The organism is Blastococcus sp. SYSU DS0510 (genome assembly GCF_054050835.1).
In genome coordinates this window covers 61,522-83,277 of record NZ_JBJHAC010000009.1, presented here as the reverse complement: position 1 = coordinate 83,277, position 21,756 = coordinate 61,522, and the positions used below count along the sequence as shown (strand labels likewise).

Sequence of the window (21,756 nt, the reverse complement as noted above, 5' to 3'; positions counted from 1 at the left end):
CACCGTAGCCAGCGCGGCGGCGCCGGCCCGGGTCAGCGTGGGACGGAGAGCGCCAGGACGGCGAGGTCGTCGTGCTCGTGCCGGGAGCCGAGCAGCTGCCGCTCCACCGCGTCGGAGACCGCGGCGACCGTCTCCCGCGCCGCACCGGTGGGCGCGCCGGCCACCACCCGCAGCAGGGCCTCCTCGCCGTACTGCACGCCCCGGTCGTCGCGCGCCTCGGTCACGCCGTCGGTGTACAGGACGAGCGTCGCGCCCGGCGGGAGGTCGACGATCTCCTCGGCGTGGACCGCCTCCGCGTCGATGCCCAGGGGGCGACCGGGGGTGCCCACGAAGGAGGCGGTGCCGTCGGGACGGCGCAGCACGGGGAGCGGGTGGCCGGCCACGCTGATCGAGGCCCGGTGGCCGTCGGCCGAGGGCGCCAGGAGCAGGCAGCAGGCGGTGACGAACCGCAGCGGCCCGCTGCCCTGCTCGTGCAGCAGCGCGGCGTCGACCGCACCGAGGATCCCGGCGGCGGTGCCGGACGCCGCGGCCGCCCGGGCGGTGTGCCGGGTGATGGCGGTGACCGCGGCGGCCTCCGCGCCCGTCCCGCAGACGTCGGCGATGAGGACCATCCACCGGCCGTCGGGCAGGGGCATGACGTCGTAGGTGTCGCCGCCGACGAGCGCCGCTTCGCCACCGGCCCGGTAGGTGGCCGCCAGCTCCACGCCCGGGATGGCCGGCAGGTGTGAGGGGAGGAGGCTGCGCTGCAGGGTGTCGGCCAGCTCGCGCACCACCGACTCGGCGCGCAGCCGGGCGAGGAACTGGCCGATCTGCCGGCCCGCGTGGCCGAGCACCTCCAGCAGCTCCGGCGGCACGGGGCGGGACTGCGCCGAGAAGAGCTCGCAGACGGCGAGCAGCGTGTCGCCGCGGAGCACCGGGAAGGCGACGCCGGTGCTGAGCCCGTCGGCGCGGACGACGTCCCGGCGGACCACGCGGGCGTCGGTGGCGAGGTCCTCGGCGACCACCGGGACCCGCTGCTGCCAGGCCTTCCCGGGCAGGCCCTCGCCGCGCCGGAAGACCCGGCCGGGCGCGTCGGCCGCCAGCGCCGGGACGGCGGCCCCGGGGGCGGCCCAGGTGCCCGCGTGGACCAGCCGCCCGTGCTCGACGTCGGCCTCCCACAAGAGCGCGGCGTCCCAGTCCAGCTCGGTGCACAGGGTCGGCAGCAGCTGCTCGAACGCGACGTCGGCGTCCGGGGCCTCGGTCAGCGCCGCCGTCACCCGCAGCGTCGCCGCCAGGTAGCGGCTGACCTCGAACTGCCGCTCCAGCAGGATGGTGGTGCTGGCGTCCCGGAGGACGGCGACCACGAAGGCGTCCGCCGCGTGACCCGCGGCCGTCGTCAGTCGGGACAGCGTCAGGTCGACCGGCACCTCGTGCCCGGCCGCGTGCAGGGCAGGCACCCGCGTGGTGGCCCCGACGAGCTTTCCCTCGCCCGTCGCCCGGTACCGGGAGAAGCCCTCGGCGTGGCCGTGGCGCAGTCGATCGGGCATGAGCACCTGCAGCGGGCGGCCGGTGACCGCCGCCGGCTCGTGCCCCAGCAGGCTGCTGACCGACGGGCTCACGTACGCGATGCGTCCTTCGCCGTCGGCGACGATCACCGTGTCCGGCAGGGCGGCCAGGAGGGCGTCCGCAGGCAGCATCGGGGCTGTCCCGGGCATGGTTCCTCCTCGAGCACGACGACCCACGACGGGTCCTCCACGCTCCGCCACGGTCGAGAGCTTTTCACACACATGGTGAGTGCGCCGCCACGGATCGTCGACATGTGACCATGTCGACACGGCGACATGTCGCCGTCAGAAGGCATACCGGATGGCCAGCCACGGCGCGCGCCGGGCGACCAGCTCGCGCAGCCGGGCCACGGCCGCCCGCTTGACCGCCGCGCGGTAGCGCACGTTGTCCTGCCCGTTCTGGCTGCGCTTCGGCTCCTGCAGGTCGGGCCGCCACAGCAGCTGCTCCGCGGTGGGGTGCCAGCCGAGGTTCACCTCGTGCAGGGCCTCGTTGTGGGTGAGCAGGATGACCTCGGCGGCGGCCTGCGCCTTCGCTGCGGCCCCGAGCTCGTCGTCCAGGCGCTCGAGCAGGGATCCCCACGCCTCCTCCCAGCCCGCGCGGAGCACGACCGGCGAGAGGTTGAGGTGCACCTCGTACCCGGCCGTGACGAAGTCGTCGACGGCCGCGATGCGGTCGGCCACCCGGCTGGTGCGCACGTCGAGCACCCGCGCGTCGTCCTCGGGCATGACGGAGAAGCGGACCCGCGTGCGCCCGCGCGGGTCGAGGTCGAGCAGCTGCCGGTTGACGTACTTGGTGGCGAAGGAGGCCTTCGCCGTCGGCAGGTCGCGGAAGGTGGCCACCAGGTCGGCGACGTTGTCGCTGACCAGCGCGTCGACCGAGCAGTCGCTGTTCTCACCGATGTCGTAGACCCAGCTCTCCGGGTCGCACTGGTCGGGCTCGGCCTTGGGCCCCTGCCGGGCCACGTGCCGGCGCAGGTGCCCCGTGATCTGGTCGATGTTGGTGAAGACGGTGATGGGGTTGGCGAAGCCCTTGCGCCGGGGCACGTAGCAGTAGGCGCAGGCCATCGCGCAGCCGTTGGCGGTGCCGGGGGCGATGAAGTTCGCCGAGCGGCCGTTGGGCCGGGTGACCAGGCCCTTGCGGACGCCGAGCACCAGCGTCTCGGTCTTGACCCGGACCCAGCGGTCGACGTTGCCGGCGTTGCCGTGCAGGTCGGGGATCTGCCAGTGCGAGGGCACCTCGACGACCTCCGCACCGGGGAAGCGGCCCAGCACCTGCCGGCCGCGGGGGGAGTCCAGCGCGGCCGGCTCGGCGTAGACGCGGCGGACCTGCAGCAGGTGGTTCGGCGGCATCGGTGCCGGCGGCGGCTCGACGTCGAAGAGCGTGAGCGGCTCGGCGGCTCCCATACGGGGTGCAGCGCCGGCGGGGCGGTCCCCATTCCGGTGCGAGACTGCGCGCGTGACCGCACCCGGCGCCCCTCGCATCGACCTCAACGCCGACCTGGGCGAGGGGTTCGGCGTCTGGCGCCTGGGCGACGACGACGCGCTGCTGGAGGTCGTCAGCAGCGCCAACGTCGCCTGCGGCTTCCACGCCGGGGACCCCGTCACGATGCGCCGCGTGTGCACCGCCGCCGTCGCCGCCGGGGTCGCGATCGGGGCGCAGGTGTCCTACCGGGACCTCGCCGGGTTCGGCCGGCGCTTCGTCGACGTGGCGCCGGGTGAGCTCGCCGCCGACGTCCTGTACCAGCTCGCCGCGCTGGACGGCGTGGCCCGGGCGTGCGGCGGCCGGGTCTCCTACGTCAAGCCGCACGGGGCCCTCTACAACGCCGTGGTGCACCACGCGGCGCAGGCGGGCGCCGTCGTCGAGGCGGTCGCGGCCTACGACCCGGGGCTGCCCGTGCTGGGCCTCCCCGGCTCGGTGCTGCTCGGCAGCGCGGCGGCCGCCGGGCTACCGACGGTGGCGGAGGGCTTCGCCGACCGGGGCTACACCCCCGAGGGCACCCTCGTGCCCCGAGGGTCGGCGGGCGCGCTGGTGCACGACCCGGAGGCGGTGGCCGAGCGGGCGGTGCGGATGGCCGCCGAGGGCGCCGTCGTCGCGGTCGACGGCAGCCTGGTGCGGGTGGAGGTGGGCTCGGTGTGCGTGCACGGGGACACCCCGGGAGCGGTGGACCTCGCGCGCTCGGTGCGGGCGGCGCTGGAGGCGGCCGGGCTCGCCGTGGGGCCGTTCGCGGGCTGAACGGTCACTCGCGCGGGCGCAGCTCCTCCATCGGCCGGCGGCCGGAGAGGAGCGCGGCGGCGATCTCGTCGACCGACCGACCGGAGGCGTAGGCGTCGGCGCGGAGCACGGCCAGCGCCTCGGCCGGGTCGACGTCGTGGGTCATGCTCAGCTTGCCCACCGCCTCCCACACCGCCGCCCGCTGCCGCGGCGCCGGGCCGTGCAGCCACTCCGGCCCTTCCGCCGGGGTCCAGGTCGACCACACCGCGGCGTCGCTGAGCGCCGAGGTCACCAGCTCGCCCACCGCCACGGCCTCGAAGACGTCGAGCTCCACCACGCCGGCCGACCGCGTGAAGTAGAGGTCGAGCGCCCCCGCCCCGGCGGGGCCGGGGCCCAGGGGCAGGGCGACGACGGCGCGGAACGGCGTGCTGCCGAGCAGGAGGTCGGCGAAGACCGGCCAGCGGCGCCGGAGCTCCTCCTCCACGGCGAGCACCGGCTGGCCGGTGCTGTCGGCCGTCGCGCACGGTCCCTCGCCGGCGGTGAACTGCAGGCGTTCGGCGTTCGAGGCCTCGGGGCCGCTGGCGCCCAGGGGGAGCCGGCGACCGGTGCCGTCGACCACGCTCAGGCCGGCACCGTCGACGTGGAGCAGCTCGGCGCACGCGCGGCTGAGCCGCAGCGGCAGCCCCTCCGGCCCGGCCAGCCCGGGATCGGACTGCCGCGCCAGGGCCGCGTCGAACCGGCTCCCGATGGTCACGCCCGATTGTCCGCCCGCGTGGCGCGGGGCACATCCCGGAACCGGGCCTCGCCGGCAGGGAGGCGGTGCCCGATCATGGCCCGGTGGGCGGTGGCGGGCGGGTCGCGCGGGCGGTGGCCCACGGCGACCGCGCGGTGCTCGTCGAGGCCGCGGACCCCGCCGACGTGCCGGGGCTGCACGCTGCGCTGGTCGCCGCCCCGCTGGCCGGGCAGGTGGACCTGGTGCCCGCCGCGCGCACCGTGCTCGTGCTGCTGGACCGGCCGGTGACCGACCTCGACGTGGTGGCCCTGCGGGGCCTGGTACCCGCCGCCCCGGAGGGCGGGCCGGCCCGCGCCCCCGTGGTGCTGCCGGTGGTGTTCGACGGGCCGGACCTCGCCGAGGTCGCCCGGCTCACCGGCCACCCGGAGGAGGACGTCGTCGCCGCGCTGACCGGGGCCGCGCTCACCGTGGCCTTCGGCGGGTTCGCCCCCGGCTTCGGGTACCTGACCGGGCTGCCGGCGGAGCTGCACGTGCCGCGCCGGACCACCCCGCGCACCCGGGTGCCGGCGGGATCGGTGGCGCTGGCCGGTCCGTACGCGGGCGTGTACCCGCGGGCCTCGCCCGGTGGGTGGCAGCTGGTCGGGCGCACCGATGCGGTGCTCTTCGACGTCGACCGGGACCCACCGGCGCTGCTCGCCCCGGGCACGGCCGTCCGCTTCGAGGCGGTGGGCTGAGTGCTCACCGTGCTCACGCCCGGCCCATTCACGACGGTGCAGGACGCCGGCCGCACCGGCTGGGCCTCCATCGGGGTGCCGCGCTCGGGCTCCGCGGACCGGGCGGCGGCGGCGCTGGCCAACCGGCTGGTGGGCAACGACCCCGCGGCCGCGGTGCTGGAGGTCACGGCCGGCGGGCTGCGGGTGCGCGCCGAGCGCACCGTGCTGGTGGCGGTGACGGGGGCGCCGGTACCGGTCGTCGTCGACGGGCGGCCCGCACCGTTCGCGGCGCCCACGACCCTGCGGCCCGGCACCGTGCTGGGGCTGGGCACCCCGCGCGCCGGCCTGCGCAGCTACCTCGCGGTGCGGGGCGGCATCGACGTCCCGCCCGTGCTGGGGTCGCGCAGCACGGACACGCTGTCCGGCCTGGGCCCCGCCGTCCTCGCCGCGGGCACACGGCTGCCGGTCGGCGGGCTGGCGGGCGAGGAGCCGGTCGTGGACGTCGCCCCCGTGGGCGCACCGCCGGAGCGGCCGGTGCTGCGGGTGCTGCCCGGCCCGCGGCGCGACTGGTTCGACGACGCCGCGTGGCCGGCCCTGCTCGCGAGCTCCTGGCGGGTCGGCGCCGACAGCGACCGGGTCGGCCTGCGGCTGGCCGGCCCCCGGCTGGCGCGCGCCCGCGACGGCGAGCTCGCCAGCGAGGGGCTGGTGCCCGGCGCCCTCCAGGTGCCGCCGGACGGCTCGCCCGTGCTGTTCCTGGTCGACCACCCGGTCACCGGTGGCTACCCGGTGCTCGCCGTCGTCGTCACCGCGGACCTGCCGGTGGCCGCGCAGCTGCGGCCCGGTGACGTCGTGCGCTTCCGAGCGTGACGAGCGGGGGCCCGGAGGGTTCCCCGAGGAACGCTCACAGCAACTCCGCGGAGCGGGTCACGGCGAGCGGGGGGCCGGAGGCTTCCCCGAGCTGGGGCGGGTAGGGCTCGTCGCAGGCGGGGGACGACTCGTGGTCGCGGTGTCGTCCGGAGGACGACGGTGTCACCGCACGGGGAGGACGGCCGGGCCGTGCGGCCCGGGGACGATGCGGGCCCGGGCGCCGTAGTGCTCCGACAACACCGCCTCGGTGAGCACCTCCTCCGGGCGACCCTCGGCGACGACCCGCCCCTCGGCCAGGAGGGTGAGCCGGTCGGCGTACTGCCCGGCGAGGGTGAGGTCGTGCAGGGTGCTCACCACGGTCAGCCCGTCCTGCCGGCGCAACCGGTCGAGCAGGTCGAGCACCTGCTGGGCGTGGCCGAGGTCGAGGGCGGCGGTCGGCTCGTCGAGCAGGAGCACCCGCGGCTGCTGGGCCAATGCCCGCGCGAGGACGGCGCGCTGCTGCTCGCCGCCGGAGAGGGTGACCACGGCGCGGTCGGCGAGCCCGTCGAGCTCGAGCCGCCCCATGACGTCGGCGACGACCTCCCGGTCCACCCGGCGGGGCGCGGCCAGCAGGGGGCGGTGCGGGGTGCGCCCGAGGAGGACGTAGTCGCGGGTGCTGATGCCCTCGGGCAGCACCGGGAGCTGCGGGGCGTAGGCCAGCAGGCGGGCCCGGTCGCGGCGCGGCAGGCCGCCGACGGGCCGGCCGTCGATCCGCACCTGGCCCTCGTGGGGGTGCAGCCTCAGCACCGAGCGGAGCAGCGTGGACTTGCCCGACCCGTTGGGGCCGATGATGCCCAGCCAGCCGCCGGCGGCCACGGTGAACCGGACGGCGGAGAGCACCGGGCGCCGTCCGTAGCCCGCGTCCAGCCCCACCACCTCCACCCGCGCGCCGCCGGTGGGCGGTGGGGCCGCTGCCTGCCCGCTCACCGCCGTCGCGCCCCCGCCCACAGCAGGCCGGCGAAGAACGGGGCGCCGACGAACGCGGTGACCACGCCCAGCGGCAGCTCGGCCGGCGCCAGCACGGTGCGGGCGAGGAGATCGGCGAGTACCAGGAACGCCCCGCCCGCGAGCAGGGACACCGGGAGCACCCGGGAGTTGGCGCCGCCCACCAGCCGCCGGACGATGTGCGGCACGACCAGCCCGACGAAGCCGATCAGCCCGCTCACCGCGACGGCGGAGGCGGTGGCCAGCGAGGCGGCGACCACGACGAGCAGCCGTAGCCGCCCGGGGTGCACCCCGAGCGAGCGCGCCTCGTCGTCGCCGACCGCCAGGACGTCCAGGGGCCGGGCGCACAGCAGCAGGGTCCCCACCGCCACCCCGAGGTAGGGCAGGACCAGGCCGACGTCGGACCACTGGGCACCACCCAGGTGCCCGAGCAGCCAGCCGTAGATCTCCCGCAGGTCGTCGGTGTTCTGCTGCTGCACCAGTGTCTGCGCCGCGGCCAGGAACGCGGCGACCGCGATGCCGGCGAGCAGCAGCGACGCGCTGTGCGAGCCTCCGGCCGCGTGGCCGAGGGCCAGGGCGCAACCCACGCCGACGAGCGCGCCGACGAAGGCGGCGAGCGGCACGACCCCCACGGGGCCGACCTGCTGGCCGGGCGCGTAGGCGATCACCAGCGTGGCGCCCAGGCCGGCTCCGGCCGCCGCGCCCAGGAGGTAGGGATCGGCGAGCGGGTTGCGGAACACGCCCTGGTAGGCGGCGCCGGCGACGGCGAGCGCGGCACCCACGAGCGAGGCGAGCACCACGCGCGGCAGCCGGAGCTCGACCAGCACCGCCGCACGGGTGCCCTCCAGCGCGCCCGGCACGGAGAGGCCCAGCGGCGCGAGGGCGCGGTCGAGCAGCGTCGCGACGACCGCGCCCGGCGGCAGGGGCACCGCGCCGACCCAGATGCCGGCCAGCACGGCGGCGACCAGGACGGCGGCGGCGCCGGTCCCGGCCAGGAACGCCGAGCGCCGCGACCGCACGGCACCCGGACCGGCCGCGGTGCGGCCGGTCCGGGTGCCGGGGGCTGCGGTGCTCATGCCGGTGCCGTCCTCAGCCCTGCAGGGCCTCGGCGACGGTCTCGGCGAAGTCCGCGACGCGCGGACCCCAGCGGGACGCGACGTCGTCGTCGGCCTCCACGATCCGGCCCTCGACCACCGCCGGGACGCTGCCGAAAGCCGGTCGCTGGGCCACCGCCTCCGCGCTCTGACCGCAGCACTTGGTGTCGGCGAGCACGATGATCTCCGGCGCCTGGTGGACGACGTACTCCGCCGACAGCTGCGGGTAGCCGCCGCTGGGGTCCGAGGCGCCGTCGGCGATGTTCTCCAGGCCGAACATGCTGTAGATGCTGCCGATGAACGTGCTGCTGTCCGCGGAGTAGAGCTCCGGGCCGAGCTCGTGGAACACCCGCTGCCCGGCGGCATCGGCCGGCACCGAGTCGACGGCGGCCTGGATGCGGTCGCGCACGTCGGCGACGACCTCGGCGGCCTCCTCCGGGTGGCCGGTGGCCTCGCCGAGCAACTCCATCTGCCCGTAGGTGTCGTCGAGGTCCTCGGCGGCCTCGAGGAGCAGCACCGGGACGTCGAGGGTCTCGAGGGCGTCGACGATGCCGTTGGTGTCGTTGCTGAGCACCACGAGGTCGGGCTCGTACCCGGCGATGGCCTCGGCGTTGGGCGTGAATGCCGACAGGTCGGTCGTCGGCGCCTCCGCGGGGTAGGTGGAGTTGTCGTCGACGGCCTGGACCTGGTCGCCGGCGCCGATGGCGAAGAGCATCTCGGTGGCGGAGGGCGACATCGAGACGATCTCCTCCGGGCGCTCGTCGAGCGTGACCTCGCCGTTGTCGCCGGTCACGGTGACGGGGAAGCCGCCGGCGGCCGAGGACGGTGCCGCCTCGTCCGCGGCCGTCTCCGGGGACCCGCCGCCGCAGGCGGTCAGGGCGAGCAGCGGAGCCGTCAGCAGGCCGAGGAGGGCAGGGCGGAGCCGCCGCGGGGCGTGCGCGCTCGTCCGCGCCGCGCGGGGGGATGTGCCGGGCAAGGGGGGCCTCCACGAGGAGGCGGCGAGCGTCGTCGCCCGAGCTGGTCCGACGCTCGATGCGCGACCCTTGCCGCGAGGGTCGGATGCACGGCGCAGGGCAGGCGATCTGGCTCGGCTGGTGGAGGGCCTTCACAGTTGCGGGACAGCGCCGGATTCGCACCGGACTTCGCTGCCGCTGCACCGCCGGCGGGGAGCCGGCGGGCAGAAAGGTACCAGCGGACCCGTCCCGGCCGCCCCGGAACGCAGCCGGCGGGGATCAGCAGGGGGTGGTCGCCGGCGCCTGTGGGTGGGGCCAGGCGGTGGCGAGGACGACCCCGCGGAGCCGCTCCTCGTCGACCGGGCCGAAGACCCGCGAGTCGACCGAGCCCTCCCGCTCGTCGCCGAGCAGGAAGACCGAGCCGTCCGGGACGCTGACCGGCCCGAACCAGACGCCGTCCAGCCGCGCGGGATCGCTCCAGGGCTCGCAGACGGCGGCGCCGTCCACCACGAGGACGCCGTCCTCGACCGCGACGGACTCCCCGCCGAACGCCACGACCCGCTTGACCAGAGGCGCGGCGCCCGGTGCCGCCGGGTCGGCCACCACGACGTCCCAGCGGTCCACCGACACCGGCCACCGGAGGACCAGCACGAGGTCCCCGACGTCCAGTGTCGGCGCCATGCTGCCCGAGGTGACCCGCACCAGCTGGACGGGGAACAGGCCGAGGACGGAGAGGACCAGGCAGACCAGGGCTCCGGCGCCCAGGCGCACCCCCAGGGAGGATCGGCGACGGACCGCGGTGCGCGGCGCCGCGTGCCGTCCGGTCGGGCGGGGACCGCGGTCAGCCACGGCATCCGCGCCGGCGGCCGGCGGCGCCCGGTCCGGGCAGGGACGGCTCCGGAGAGGCGCACCGCGTGCGGCCGGGGACGTGCATCTCGGGTGCTCCTCTCCGCCGCCGCGGTCTGCGCCGTCTGTGCGAGGGTGCCGCGCCGTGGGAAGCCGGGGCAGCCGGGCCCGGGGCATCCGGCTCCCCCCAATCCAGGGGGTCGCGGCGCAGGTCAGACCTCGTGGTCGACCGGCAGGCGGACCGTGATGCAGGCCCCGCCGCCCGGGCGCTCACCCGTCTCGAGCCGGCCGCCCAGGGCGGCCACGCGGTCGGCCGTCAGCTTCAGCCCCAGGTGGCCTTCCGGGCTGCCGCTGTATCCCGGTGGGAAGCCGACGCCGTCGTCGGCGACCACCAGCCGCACCGCGGTGCTGCGCCCGCTGTCGTCCGCCTCGAGCGTCACCCAGACGCACTGCGCCTGGGCGTGGTGGGCCACGTTGGCGAGCGTCTCCTTGGCGGTCCGGTACAGGGTCGCGGTCTGCTGGGGGCCGAGCGGGGGCAGTGGCCCGGTCCGCACGTCGACGGACACCCCCTGCTCCTTGAGCGGGAGCACCAGGTCGTCCAGGGCCCGCGGGAGCCCGTCGGCCGAGAGGTCGGGAGGGTAGACGTCGAGCATGACCCGGCGCAGCGACGCGACGGCCGTGCGCACCACGCCCGCCAGCCGGTCCACCATCGCCCGGCGCTCCTCGGGGACGGTGGAGCGCAGCGCGCTGAGGGCGTAGCTGACGCCGGCGAGGTCCTGCACCGGGCCGTCGTGCAGGTCGGCGGCGATGGCCCGCCGTTCGCGCTCGGACGACTCGAGGGCGGCATCGGCGAGGGCGGCGCGCTCGGCGTCGTTCCGCCGGACCCGCTTGGCGAGCGAGGCGGCGATGGGGACCTGGACCGCCTGCAGGAGCACCAGGCCGCCGAGCGCCAGCGGCAGGATCTGACCCCGCAGCCGGGCGGCCTGCCGGGCGATGACCGTGTGGTCGTAGTAGATCTCGAGCACGAGGTTCTCACCGTTCCCCGACAGGGGGGCATAGACCTCCAGGACCGGCCCGGAGTCGTCCCCGTTGTAGGTGGCGTCGGGGGAATCGTCGATCTCGGCGACGATGCGACCGTCGAGCGCGGCCCGCAGCTCCTCGCTGAGCGGTTCCTGCAGACCGATCAGCTGGCGCTCGCTGGAGTAGACGACCCAGCCCTCGTCGTCCCAGATGACGATCACCTCGATCGACGGGTCCAGGAGGCGGCTGGCGACGGCCCGCTCGAACTCGATCCGGTTGGCCACGGACCCGTTGAGGTATCCGGGCACGAGCGGGCCGAGCGCCAGGGTGGAGATGCGGGTGGTGGTCCGCTGCACCTCCTCCAGGGCGTTGGACCGGGCGATGCGCTCGCTGATGAGCACGGTGGCGGAGGACACGGCGACGAGCGCCAGGACGGCGGCGACGGAGAAGAAGGTCAGTTCCCGCCCGATCCGCGATGCGGGCCGGCGGCGGTACCACGCTCGCTGGTACGGGTCCCCAGCTGTCATCCTCCGCGTTCAGCGTTCGCGGGTGGGCGGCAGCAGGCCGACCTCTTGGGCCTTGATCACGGCCTCCAGCTGCGACCGGACGCCGAGCTTGGTGTGCAGGGACTTCACGTAGCCCCGGCAGGTCTCCACGGTGATGCCCAGCAGGCGGGCGATCCCCTTGACCGGCATGCCGCGGCCCAGGCAGTCCAGCACCTCCTTCTCCCGCCGGGTGAGCACGGGGGGAGGCGCGGTGCGCCCGGTCGGGGCGGAGGGGGAGCCGCCCGCGAAGGCGGAGGGGGCGACGATCATCTGCCCGAGCCGGACCCGGGAGAGGACGTCGATCATCTCTTCCAGGGAGCCGTTCTTCGGGATGTAGGCCGAGGCGCCGGCCTGGGCCGCCCGGACCACCCAGGTGGGGTCGCAGTGGCCGGTCACGACGGCGACGATCGTGCCGGGAGCCACCTCGCGGATCTGGCGGGTCGCCGTCAGCCCGTCCTGCCGCGGCATCTCGATGTCCATGATGACGATGTCGGGCCGCAGGTCCCGGGCCATCGCGACGGCCTGCGCCGCCGAGGTGGCCGTGCCGACGGGCTCCATGCCCGCAGACCGCAGGGCGCCGGCGAGCAGTTCGGCGAATGTTCGGTGGTCGTCCACGACCAGGATTCGGGCTGCGTCGACGCGGGTCGGACGGTCGGACAGGGTCATGAGCGGCACGGTCGACTCCCAGCTGTCGCGGCCCCCCGGGGGGAGGGCCTCCGTTGCCGGGCGAGTATGCGGGTGGCCAGGCGGTTGTGGTACGGCAACGGCCAGTACCGGGACCTTGGTCCTCACCGCGTGATCTTGATCACCGTCGCGCCCTCGCGCTGCGTCGTCACCGCGGTGCTGTGCGTTCCCGCCCGCGCGGCTACGACGCCGCGGGCGTCCGGTCAGATGGGGCGCCCTCCGCAGGCCGCGGCCTCGGGCCAGGCGCTGCCCCCGTGGGCCACCGTGCGGATGTGGTCGGCGAGGGCGTCGGAGTCCTCACCCTTGGCGAGGAAGCCGGCGGCGCCGAGCGCCCTGGCCTCCTCCATGACGCTCGAGAGGACCGTGCCGGTCAGCAGCACGATCCTGACGCCGGGGCACTCGTGGCGCAGTTGGGCGGCGGCCTCGAGCCCGGTCATCCGAGGCATGACGTGGTCGAGCAGGGCGACGTGCGGACGGGTGGACCGGGCGGCCGGCAGGACCTCGTCGCCGTCGGAGCAGGTGGCGACGACCGCGATGTCGGCGGTGGAATCGAAGAGATCGCAGAGCGCGAGCCGGACACCTGTGTGGTCGTCGGCGATCAACAGGCGGATCACGTGCCCCCCTGTCCTGAGGTGGCGGCCGGGTGCACCGAGGGCCCGGTGCCGGGCGGCGGAGGGAAAGAGTCGGCTGGGAGTGTGGATGCCCGGACCGGCTGAGCGTCAACCGCGCAGTGACGGCGCGCGGTGCATCCGGGGGGCGACGGGGGCGGTGGTGCCGGCCCCCGGGCGGTGGTCCGCTGCGGCAGGACGGGCTCGGGCCCTCGGAGCCGGGACCTGGCTCCGAGGCGGATCCTGCCCGGGTGGGGAGCGGCTCGGCGGTTGCATGCGGTCCTCCTGTGCGCACGGGTTCCGGATCCGCCCGGACGGGGCGGGACGATGCGCAGAGTCTCGGCACGCCGAGGCCCGGTCGACAGCCGAGGGGTGGGGACGTGCCTGCCCCCAATGTGAGGGGCCGCTCACTCCGCCACCTCCCGTCGCTCACCGGCGGGCGCCGAGGACCTCCGTGTAGACGTCCACCGTCTGACGGGCGATCGCGGCCCAGCCGAACTCGGCGACGACCCGCTCGCGGCCCGCCGCCCCCATGGCGGCGGCGCGCCCGGGGTTGGCCAGCAGCTCGGCGGTGCGCGCGGCCAGATCGGCGGCGAACCCGGTCGGGTCGGCCTCGTCGTACGGCACCAGCAGGCCGGTGCGGCCGTCGTCGACGACCTCCGGGATGCCGCCCACGGCGCTGGCCACGACGGCCGTCCCGCAGGCCGCGGCCTCGAGGTTGACGATGCCGAGCGGCTCGTAGACCGAGGGGCAGACGAACACGGTCGCGCCGGTGATCAGCGGCACCAGCTGCTCGCGCGGCAGCATCTCCTCGATCCACACCACGCCGTCGCGGCGGGCCTGGAGCGCGGCGACCGCGTCGGCGACCTGCTGTCGCTCGGCCGGGGTGTCGGCGGCCCCTGCGCACAGGACGAGGCTGGCGTCGGCGGGCAGCTGCTCGGCGGCGGCGAGGAGGTGCACCAGCCCCTTCTGGCGGGTGATCCGGCCGACGAAGAGCGCGTACGCCCGGTCGGGGTCCACCCCCAGCCCGCGGACGACCTCCGGCGCGTGCACCGGCCGGTACGCCTGCGCGTCGACGCCGTTGCGGACCACGTGCACCCGTGCCGGGTCCAGCTCGGGGTAGACGGCGAGCACGTCCTCGCGCATGCCCGAACTCACCGCGACGACCGCGTCGGCGGCCAGGTAGGCGGTGCGCTCGGCCCAGGAGGAGAGGCGGTAGCCGCCACCGAGCTGGTCGGCCTTCCACGGCCGGCGCGGCTCCAGCGAGTGCGCCGTGACCACGTGCGGCACGCCGTGCACGAGCGAGGCGAGCAGCCCCGCGGTGTTGGCGTACCAGGTGTGGCTGTGCACCAGGTCGACGCCGGCCAGCGCGGCGGCGATCTCGACGTCGACCCCGACCGCCTGCAGGGCGCCGTTGGCCTCGGAGAGCCCCGGCGGCACGGCGTGCGCGGTCGCGTCCGGCCGCGCCCCGCCGAAGCAGTGGACGTCGACCTCCACGTCCTCCCCGCCGCCGGCAGGGCCCGGCAGGGCGCGCAGGGCCGCCACCAGGTGCTCGACGTGCACCCCCGCGCCGCCGTAGACGTCCGGCGGCCACTCTCGTGTGACGATCCCGATGCGCACGCGGTCACCCTAAGAGGACCCCGCTGCCCCCCGCCGCTCGCAGGCTCACGGCGGGACCCTGCAGCGGGGCCGTTCCATCACGTCACGTGCTCACGGCGGGACCCTGCAGCGGGGCCGTTCCATCACGTCACGTGCTCACGGCGGGTCCCTGCAGCGGGGCCGTTCCATCGGGTCACGTGCTCACGGCGGGTCCCTGCAGCGGGGCCGTTCCCCCGGGTCACCGGCTCGGGGCGCTCTGTGGCGGCGATCACTCGTTCGGGGTCGGCCGGGCCGCGGGGCGGGGGTTGCGTGCGGCGGGGGGACGGCCCAGCCGCTACGTTGCGGACATGCGCGGCGGTCCACGGGTTCTCGGCATCGTCCTGGCGGGCGGTGAGGGAAAGCGGCTGGCTCCGCTGACCCAGGACCGCGCGAAGCCGGCCGTCCCCTTCGGGGGCAACTACCGGCTCGTCGACTTCGTGCTCTCCAACCTGGTCAACGGCGACATCCGGCACATCGCCGTCCTCACCCAGTACAAGAGCCACAGCCTCGACCGGCACATCACCCAGACCTGGCGCATGTCCAGCCTGCTCGGCAACTACGTGACCCCCGTGCCGGCCCAGCAGCGGCTCGGCCCCCGCTGGTACACCGGCAGCGCCGACGCGATCTTCCAGAGCCTCAACCTGATCTACGACGAGCGCCCCGACGTCGTCGTCGTCTTCGGGGCCGACCACGTGTACCGGATGGACCCGGCCCAGATGGTCGACCAGCACCTGCAGACGGGGGCGGGCGTCACCATCGCCGGGCTGCGGGTGCCGCGGCGGGAGGCGACGGAGTTCGGCGTCATCGACTCCGACGCCGAGGGGAAGGTGCGGGGCTTCCTGGAGAAGCCGGCCGACCCGCCGGGGCTCCCCGACTCGCCCGAGGAGAGCTTCGCCTCCATGGGCAACTACGTCTTCACCACCGACGCCCTGCTGGAGGCGCTGCGCGCCGACGCGGAGGACGCCGACTCGGTGCACGACATGGGTGGCTCGATCATGCCCATGCTCGCCGAGGCCGGGGAGGCGTGGGTCTACGACTTCTCCACCAACGTCGTGCCCGGTGCGACCGAGCGGGACCAGGGCTACTGGCGTGACGTCGGGACGATCGACTCCTACTACGACGCGCACATGGACCTGGTGTCGGTCTCGCCGGTCTTCAACCTCTACAACGACCGCTGGCCGATCTACACCCTGCCGCCGCAGCGCCCGCCGGCGAAGTTCGTGCTCGGTGGCCGGGCCGAGGAGTCGATGGTCAGCGCCGGCGCCATCATCGGCGGTGGCTCGGTGCGCAACTCGGTGATCTCCCCGGGGGTCCGCGTGGAGCGGGGCGCGCGGGTCGAGGACAGCGTCGTCATGGACGGCGCCTACATCGGCGAGGGCGCGCAGGTCCGGCGGGCGATCCTGGACAAGAACGTGGTCGTGCCGCCCGGCGCGCGGATCGGCCTGGACCACGAGCTCGACCGCGAGCGCTACCACGTGAGCGCCGGCGGGATCACCGTCGTCGGCAAGGGCATCCGCGCCTACGTCTGAGGGGATGGCAGGCCCGATGCCGCGGGACGTCGACGTCGTCACGAGACGGAGCCACCGGTCGCCGTCGGGTCGCGCGTGGACTTCGTGGCCCGGTTCCTCCGCCGGCGGCTGGCCTGCACCTACGAGGTGGCCGAGCTCGTGCCCGGCGAGCGGCTGGTGATGCGCACGCCCCAGGGGCCGTTCCCCATGGAGACCACCTACACCGGGGACGCGCTCGACCCGGACCGCACCCGGATGACGCTGCGCAACCGCGGGCGCCCGGAAGGCTTCTCCGCGTCCCCGTTCCTGGCCGCCGCGATCCGGCTGGCCAACCGCGCCGATCTCGCCCGCCCGCGCGAGCTGCTCGAGCGGTCGTAGCGGTCAGGCGCGCTTCGTCGCCACCAGGAGGCCGGAGCCGATCGGGAGGACGGCGGGCAGCAGGGTCTCGTCGTCGCGGATGGTTCGCGCGATCTCCCGCCAGGCCACCGACTGCGGGTCCCGGGCGGTGCGGTCGGTGACCCGGCCGCCCTCGAGCAGCCCGTGGCAGGTCAGGTTGCCGCCCACCCGCACCAGGGCGAGCAGGGCCGCGAGGTGCTCGGCGTACTCCCGGGGCGGGCCGGCGCAGCAGACCATGTCGTAGCCGCCGGGGGAGAGCCGGGGGAGGACCTCGCCGGGGGTGCCGAAGATCAGCCGCGCCCGGCTGGCCGGCACCCGGGCCTCGGCCAGGGCGGTGCGGGCGGCGCGCAACTGCTCGGGGTCGCCGTCCAGCGCGGTGAGCACGCCGTCGGGCCGCATCCCGCGCAGCAGCCACAGCGCGGCCAGCCCCCCGCCGCTGCCGATCGAGACCACCGAGCGGGCGCCGCTGGTGGCGGCCAGCACGGCCAGGGTGGCGCCCACGGGCGGCTCCACCGGGGCGGGGCCCGAGAGGAAGTGCGCCCGCCTCCGGGCGGCCTGCATCTCGGGCGACTCGGTGGCGAAGCGGTCGGCGTAGGCGGCGCCCTGGTCGGTGCCGCCCGGGGGTGGCAGCTGATCGGCGCTCATCACCGGCCGAGGGTAGTGGCCCGGGGCCCCCGGGCCGTGTGCGCGGGCGGACCTGTGCGTCTCCTGGGAGTCGCGGTGCGCGGGAACACAGGTGAGCCCGCCGTCCGTTGATCAGGACGTGCGCCTGATGCGATCCGTGTCCCGCCCCGCCGACGCCGCGGAGGTCGCCGGCGGTCCTGTCTGCGATCCTGGTGGCGTGCCCGAGTCAACCGCTCCCGAGCCCGCCGCCGCGGCGGAGCACGAGGGCTGGGTGGCGCCCAGCTGGGAGCAGGTCGTCCGTGACCACTCCGCGCGCGTGTACCGGCTGGCCTACCGCCTGTCGGGCAACCCGCAGGACGCCGAGGACCTGACCCAGGAGACCTTCGTCCGGGTGTTCCGCTCGCTGGCCGACTACTCGCCGGGCACGTTCGAGGGCTGGCTGCACCGCATCACCACGAACCTCTTTCTCGACATGGTCCGCCGCCGCCAGCGGATCCGGTTCGACGCGCTGCCCGACGACACCGAGCGGCTGCCCGGCCGGGCACCGAGCCCCGAGCAGGTCTACGCCGATACCCACCTTGACCCGCAGGTCCAGGCGGCCCTCGACGCGCTCTCCCCGGAGTTCCGGGTGGCCGTGGTCCTCTGCGACATCGAGGGCCTCACCTACGAGGAGATCGCCGCCACGCTGGGCATCAAGCTCGGCACCGTGCGCAGCCGCATCCACCGGGGCCGGGTGCAGCTGCGCGAGGCGCTGGCCCACCTCGCGCCGCGCCGTGCCGGTGTCCCGGGGGAGGTGGGGGCGTGAGCATCCCGGAGAGCCACCTGGCCCAGGAGGCGATCGCCGCGCTGGTCGACGGCGAGCTCGGCGCCGGGCCGGCGGCGCGGGCGGCCCGGCACCTCGCCGGCTGCGCCAGCTGCCGCATGGCCGTGACCGCGCAGCGCGAGGCCAAGGACGCCCTGCACGGTTCGGCCGACGTCGCCATGCCCGGTGACCTCATGTCCCGGCTCTGCGCGATCCCCTTCACCGCCGAGGTGCCGGGCGCCGGCTCCGGTCCCGGGGCCATGAGCGCCTCGGCCGGGGAGCTGACGGTGACCGGCAGCTCCGGCGCCTTCTCCCTCGACCTCACCGAGAGTGCGCACCGTCGCGGGTCGGCGGGTGCCCGCTGGTTCCGCCGCGGGGTCGCCGGCACCATGGTCGGCCTGGGTGCAGGCGTGACCGCGCTGGCGCTCACCCTTCCCGGTGACCCCGGCCGCGCGCCGGCGGCAGACCCCGTGCAGCCCGAGCAGCAGACCGAGGTCGTGCCACCGGTGCTCCGGACCGTCACCGTCGGCAACGCCGGCGGGCTCGGCTCACCGGGCGGCACGCCCTGAGCAGCACCCGGCACGACCCGTCCGACGGACCGGTGCCCGGCGACGCCGGCGCGTACGCGCGCCCCGACGGTCAGTCGGGGGCCTTCGACGAGTCGACGGCGCCCCGGCTGGAGCCCCGCGCCGTGGACGCTCCCCGGCCGACCGCCGCGCAGGCGGGCGCCTTCGGGCGGCCCGAGCGGGTGGCGGGCAGCTTCGCCGGCGACCGCCCGCCGCCGGCGCCGCGCCCCGTCCCACCCCCGCCGCCCGAGGCGCTGCTGCGCGCCTTCGGTCCGCCCGCGCCGGGCCGCGGAGGGCTGCAGGAACCCCCCGGCGGGCGCCCGGGTCGGCGGCGCACCGCCACCGGGCCGTGGTGGAAGGCCGACGCCCGCGAGGACCCGTGGCGCGACCCGTCGTCCCCGGCGGGCCTCGGCGCCCCCGCCGTCTACGACGACGAGGAGACCCAGCCGGGCCCGGTCGTCATCGACCCGCAGGGCCGCCGCAAGGTGCGGCTGCGCGACCTCTCGGTGCGGCTGACCACGCTCGCCGTGCTGGGACTGCTGCTCGTCGGGATCCTCGGCGGCGGGGTCGGCTGGTACCTGACACGGACCGCCGACGAGACGCCGCTGTTCACCCCCGGCACGACGTTGGCGCAGGTCGACCCCGGCCGCACCGGCGAGCAGAGCCCGGTCTCCGACATCGCCGAGGCCGTGATCCCGGCCGTCGTTTCCATCGAGGTGCGCGTCGGTCAGGCCGGTGCCACCGGTTCCGGGGTCGTCATCGACGGCGAGAACGGTTACATCGTCACGAACAACCACGTCATCTCCGGCGCCGACGGCATCGAGGGCGCCGAGATCCGGGCGGTCTTCTCCGACGGCAGCGGCTCGGCCGCACGCATCGTCGGACGCGACCCGGCGAGCGACCTCGCCGTCATCAAGGTGGAGAAGCCCGGCCTGGTGACGGCGACCCTCGGCCGGTCGGCCGACGTCATCGTCGGCGATCCGGTCGTGGCCATCGGCTCGCCGCTGGGGCTCGCCGGCACGGTCACCAGCGGGATCGTCAGCGCGCTCGACCGCCCGGTCCGGCTCTCCGGCGAGGGCACCGACACCAACGCCGTCATCAGCGCCGTGCAGACCGACGCGCCGATCAACCCGGGCAACTCCGGCGGGGCGCTGGTGGACGCCGAGGGCGCGCTCGTCGGCATCAACACGGCGATCGCCTCCACCGGGGCGGGCGGGTCCATCGGCCTGGGCTTCGCCATCCCGGTGGACACCATGAAGCGGATCGTCGAGCAGCTCATCGCGACCGGCTCGGCCGTGCACGCCACGCTCGGCGTCAACGCCCGCTCGGTCACCGACGGCACCCGCGACGGCGCCCTCGTGGTCAACGTCGAGCCGGGCAGCCCGGCGGCCCAGGCGGGGATCCGCGAGGAGGACGTGATCATCGCCGTCGACGACACGAGGGTCGGCAGCTCCGAGGAGCTCTCCGTCGCCGTCGACGCCCGGCAGCCCGGCGACGTCGTCGTCGTCGAACTCGTCCGGGGCGGCAGCTCGCGCACGGTCGAGGTGACGCTCGGGGCCGCGTAGGCCGGCGGGGCGGCTACGCTGACCACCGTCAGCGCTGGCGGCCGGAGGAGCGGGGAGCGCGGTGTTCGACTCGATCGGCTGGGGCGAGATCCTGGTCCTGGCGCTCGCGGCTCTCTTCATCTTCGGCCCCGAGCGGCTACCGGACCTCGCGAAGGAAGCGGCGGCCGGGCTCAAGCGCATGCGCGGTGCCATCACCGGTGTCCGCGCGCAGGTCAACGACTCCCTGGGGGAGGACTTCGAGGGCCTCCGCGACCTGGACCTGCGCAAGTACCACCCGCGCACCTTCATCCGCGAACAGCTGCTCGGCGACGACGAGCCGCCGGTCTCCGCGGCCAGGGCGGGCGGCGCGACGGCCGCGACGGTGGTCGCCGCCCAGGCCCGCGACCGCAGCGTCCCCCCGCCCTTCGACGTCGACGCGACCTAGTCCCAGGGGCCGGCACGGGTTTGCCAGGCCGCGCGCTCGCCCCCGCCGCCGGGATCAGGTGACCTGATCGTCGAGCGTCCTCCCTCAGGGCAGACGGTGCGGGAGGACGCGCCGCGGGGAGGGAGGACGACGGCGCGAGCGGACGGGGCCGGTCCTGAGACGCCGCGGGGCCGGTCCCCGGACGTCCGGGAACCGACCCCGCGAGGGTCGTGCACTGCTCAGCGGCGGACCGGGGTCAGCCCCAGCGACATGCCCGAGAGCCCGCGCTGGCGGACGGCGAGGCCTTCGGCGATCTTCTCCAGCGCCTGCGCCGCGGGGGAGTCGGGGTCGGCGAGCACGATCGGCGCACCGGCGTCGCCGGCCTCGCGCAGCCGGGTGTCCAGCGGGATCTGGCCGAGCAGCGGCACCCGGGCACCGAGGGTGCGGGTCAGCGCGTCGGAGACGGTCTGCCCGCCACCGGAGCCGAACACCTCGACGCGCGAGCCGTCGGGGAGGTCCATCCAGCTCATGTTCTCGATGACGCCGACGACCTGCTGGTGGGTCTGGGTGGCGATCGCGCCGGCCCGCTCGGCCACCTCGGCGGCGGCCAGCTGCGGGGTCGTGACGACGAGGATCTCGGCGTTCGGCAGCAGCTGCGCGATGGAGATCGCGACGTCGCCGGTGCCGGGCGGGAGGTCGAGCAGCAGCACGTCCAGGTCGCCCCACCAGACATCGGCCAGGAACTGCTGCAGGGCGCGGTGCAGCATCGGCCCGCGCCACACGACCGGGGTGTTGCCCGGGGTGAACATGCCGATCGAGATGACCTTCACGCCCATGGACTGCGGCGGCATGATCATGTTGTCGACCTGCGTGGGCTTGTCGTCGACGCCGAGCATCCGCGGCACCGAGTGGCCGTAGATGTCGGCGTCCACGACGCCGACCGAGAGCCCGCGCTTGGCCAGGGCCGCGGCGAGGTTCACGGTGACGCTGGACTTGCCGACGCCGCCCTTGCCGGAGGCGACGGCGTAGACGCGGGTGAGCGAGCCGGGCTGCGCGAAGGGGATCACCGGGTCCGCGGCGTCGGTGCCGCGCACCGTCTTCCGCAGCTCGGCGCGCTGCTCGTCGTTCATCACGTCGAGGGCGACCTGCACCGAGGTCACCCCCGGGACCGCGCCCACGGCCTGGGTGACCCGGTTGGTGATCGTCTCCCGCATCGGGCAGCCGGCGACGGTCAGGTAGACCTCGACGGCGACCGAGCCGTCGGGCCCGATCCGCACGTCCTTGACCATGCCGAGCTCGGTGAGCGGGCGGTTGATCTCGGGGTCCTGGACGGTGGCCAGAGCGGCGTTGACGGCGTCGAGCGCGGGTGTGCCGGTCAGCTGGTCGGACATCGTGTTCGTCTGTCTCCTCACGAGCGGGGGACCGGCGTCCGGTGGTCGCGGCCGGAGCGG

At 75.8% G+C, this 21,756-nt stretch carries 22 protein-coding genes; 9 read left to right on the top strand and 13 right to left on the bottom strand.

The features are described 5' to 3' along the window. Positions 1-32 precede the first annotated feature (32 nt). Positions 33-1,694 (bottom strand): SpoIIE family protein phosphatase, encoded by a 1,662-nt coding sequence (locus tag ACI79P_RS09425; RefSeq protein WP_456580781.1) that lies wholly within the window; start codon positions 1,692-1,694, stop codon positions 33-35. 135 nt (positions 1,695-1,829) lie between these two features. Further along, positions 1,830-2,948: a spore photoproduct lyase family protein gene (locus tag ACI79P_RS09420; RefSeq protein ID WP_456580780.1), complete on the bottom strand. Its 1,119-nt coding sequence runs from the start codon at positions 2,946-2,948 to the stop codon at positions 1,830-1,832. Between the two features lie 52 nt (positions 2,949-3,000). Here ACI79P_RS09420 and ACI79P_RS09415 point away from each other — a divergent pair, with 52 nt between their 5' ends. Beyond that, a complete protein-coding gene (locus ACI79P_RS09415; RefSeq protein WP_456580779.1) occupies positions 3,001-3,777 on the top strand; it encodes a LamB/YcsF family protein in 777 nt (258 codons plus the stop codon). Positions 3,778-3,781: 4 nt separating this feature from the next. Here ACI79P_RS09415 and ACI79P_RS09410 read toward each other — a convergent pair whose 3' ends face one another. Next, complete coding sequence (locus tag ACI79P_RS09410; RefSeq protein WP_456580778.1) at positions 3,782-4,510, bottom strand: ANTAR domain-containing protein; 729 nt, start codon at positions 4,508-4,510, stop codon at positions 3,782-3,784. An 83-nt stretch (positions 4,511-4,593) separates the two neighbouring features. Here ACI79P_RS09410 and ACI79P_RS09405 point away from each other — a divergent pair, with 83 nt between their 5' ends. Next, positions 4,594-5,223: a 5-oxoprolinase subunit B family protein gene (locus ACI79P_RS09405; protein WP_456580777.1), complete on the top strand. Its 630-nt coding sequence runs from the start codon at positions 4,594-4,596 to the stop codon at positions 5,221-5,223. After that, on the top strand, positions 5,224-6,069 hold the full coding sequence (locus ACI79P_RS09400) for a 5-oxoprolinase subunit C family protein (protein ID WP_456580776.1): 846 nt from the start codon (positions 5,224-5,226) through the stop codon (positions 6,067-6,069). A gap of 162 nt (positions 6,070-6,231) precedes the next feature. On the opposite strand, the gene ACI79P_RS09395 is transcribed toward ACI79P_RS09400, so the two are convergent. From ACI79P_RS09395 to glgA, 8 genes are all read right to left on the bottom strand, one after another. Then, positions 6,232-7,035, bottom strand: coding sequence for an ABC transporter ATP-binding protein (locus ACI79P_RS09395; protein ID WP_456580775.1), 804 nt, complete (start codon positions 7,033-7,035; stop codon positions 6,232-6,234). Then, positions 7,032-8,129 (bottom strand): FecCD family ABC transporter permease, encoded by a 1,098-nt coding sequence (locus ACI79P_RS09390; protein WP_456580774.1) that lies wholly within the window; start codon positions 8,127-8,129, stop codon positions 7,032-7,034. The genes ACI79P_RS09395 and ACI79P_RS09390 overlap by 4 nt, the downstream gene beginning before the upstream one ends. Positions 8,130-8,142: 13 nt before the next feature. Beyond that, positions 8,143-9,123: an ABC transporter substrate-binding protein gene (locus ACI79P_RS09385; protein ID WP_456580773.1), complete on the bottom strand. Its 981-nt coding sequence runs from the start codon at positions 9,121-9,123 to the stop codon at positions 8,143-8,145. A gap of 256 nt (positions 9,124-9,379) precedes the next feature. Further along, complete coding sequence (lepB, locus tag ACI79P_RS09380; RefSeq protein WP_456580772.1) at positions 9,380-9,871, bottom strand: signal peptidase I; 492 nt, start codon at positions 9,869-9,871, stop codon at positions 9,380-9,382. Positions 9,872-10,158: 287 nt separating this feature from the next. Next, the gene (locus ACI79P_RS09375) at positions 10,159-11,493 is read right to left on the bottom strand and encodes a sensor histidine kinase (RefSeq protein WP_456580771.1); all 1,335 of its coding nucleotides are present in this window, start codon (positions 11,491-11,493) and stop codon (positions 10,159-10,161) included. Between the two features lie 9 nt (positions 11,494-11,502). Then, positions 11,503-12,177, bottom strand: a complete 675-nt coding sequence (locus ACI79P_RS09370) for a response regulator (protein ID WP_456580770.1) — start codon at positions 12,175-12,177, stop codon at positions 11,503-11,505. Between the two features lie 221 nt (positions 12,178-12,398). Further along, a complete protein-coding gene (locus tag ACI79P_RS09365) occupies positions 12,399-12,809 on the bottom strand; it encodes a response regulator (RefSeq protein ID WP_456580769.1) in 411 nt (136 codons plus the stop codon). Positions 12,810-13,232: 423 nt separating this feature from the next. Continuing rightward, on the bottom strand, positions 13,233-14,423 hold the full coding sequence (gene glgA / locus ACI79P_RS09360; RefSeq protein WP_456580768.1) for a glycogen synthase: 1,191 nt from the start codon (positions 14,421-14,423) through the stop codon (positions 13,233-13,235). A gap of 326 nt (positions 14,424-14,749) precedes the next feature. On the opposite strand from glgA, the gene glgC reads away from it, so the two are divergent. After that, positions 14,750-15,970: a glucose-1-phosphate adenylyltransferase gene (gene glgC / locus ACI79P_RS09355; RefSeq protein WP_456580767.1), complete on the top strand. Its 1,221-nt coding sequence runs from the start codon at positions 14,750-14,752 to the stop codon at positions 15,968-15,970. A gap of 75 nt (positions 15,971-16,045) precedes the next feature. Then, positions 16,046-16,327, top strand: coding sequence for a hypothetical protein (locus ACI79P_RS09350; protein WP_456580766.1), 282 nt, complete (start codon positions 16,046-16,048; stop codon positions 16,325-16,327). A gap of 3 nt (positions 16,328-16,330) precedes the next feature. Here the strand turns inward: ACI79P_RS09350 and ACI79P_RS09345 are convergent, their stop codons facing one another. After that, on the bottom strand, positions 16,331-16,990 hold the full coding sequence (locus ACI79P_RS09345; protein ID WP_456580765.1) for an O-methyltransferase: 660 nt from the start codon (positions 16,988-16,990) through the stop codon (positions 16,331-16,333). A gap of 196 nt (positions 16,991-17,186) precedes the next feature. On the opposite strand from ACI79P_RS09345, the gene sigE reads away from it, so the two are divergent. The 4 genes from sigE (at position 17,187) to ACI79P_RS09325 (ending at position 20,326) form a co-directional block, all read left to right on the top strand. Next, positions 17,187-17,774: an RNA polymerase sigma factor SigE gene (sigE, locus tag ACI79P_RS09340; protein WP_456580764.1), complete on the top strand. Its 588-nt coding sequence runs from the start codon at positions 17,187-17,189 to the stop codon at positions 17,772-17,774. After that, the gene (locus ACI79P_RS09335; protein WP_456580763.1) at positions 17,771-18,340 is read left to right on the top strand and encodes a zf-HC2 domain-containing protein; all 570 of its coding nucleotides are present in this window, start codon (positions 17,771-17,773) and stop codon (positions 18,338-18,340) included. Before sigE ends, ACI79P_RS09335 begins: the two co-directional genes overlap by 4 nt. 32 nt (positions 18,341-18,372) lie before the next feature. Next, entirely contained in the window at positions 18,373-19,902 is a 1,530-nt protein-coding gene (locus ACI79P_RS09330) for a S1C family serine protease (protein ID WP_456580762.1), read from the top strand. A 61-nt stretch (positions 19,903-19,963) separates the two neighbouring features. Continuing rightward, positions 19,964-20,326: a twin-arginine translocase TatA/TatE family subunit gene (locus tag ACI79P_RS09325; RefSeq protein WP_456580761.1), complete on the top strand. Its 363-nt coding sequence runs from the start codon at positions 19,964-19,966 to the stop codon at positions 20,324-20,326. Positions 20,327-20,544: 218 nt separating this feature from the next. Here ACI79P_RS09325 and ACI79P_RS09320 read toward each other — a convergent pair whose 3' ends face one another. Then, positions 20,545-21,696 (bottom strand): Mrp/NBP35 family ATP-binding protein, encoded by a 1,152-nt coding sequence (locus ACI79P_RS09320; protein WP_456580760.1) that lies wholly within the window; start codon positions 21,694-21,696, stop codon positions 20,545-20,547. Between the last annotated feature and the right edge of the window lie 60 nt (positions 21,697-21,756).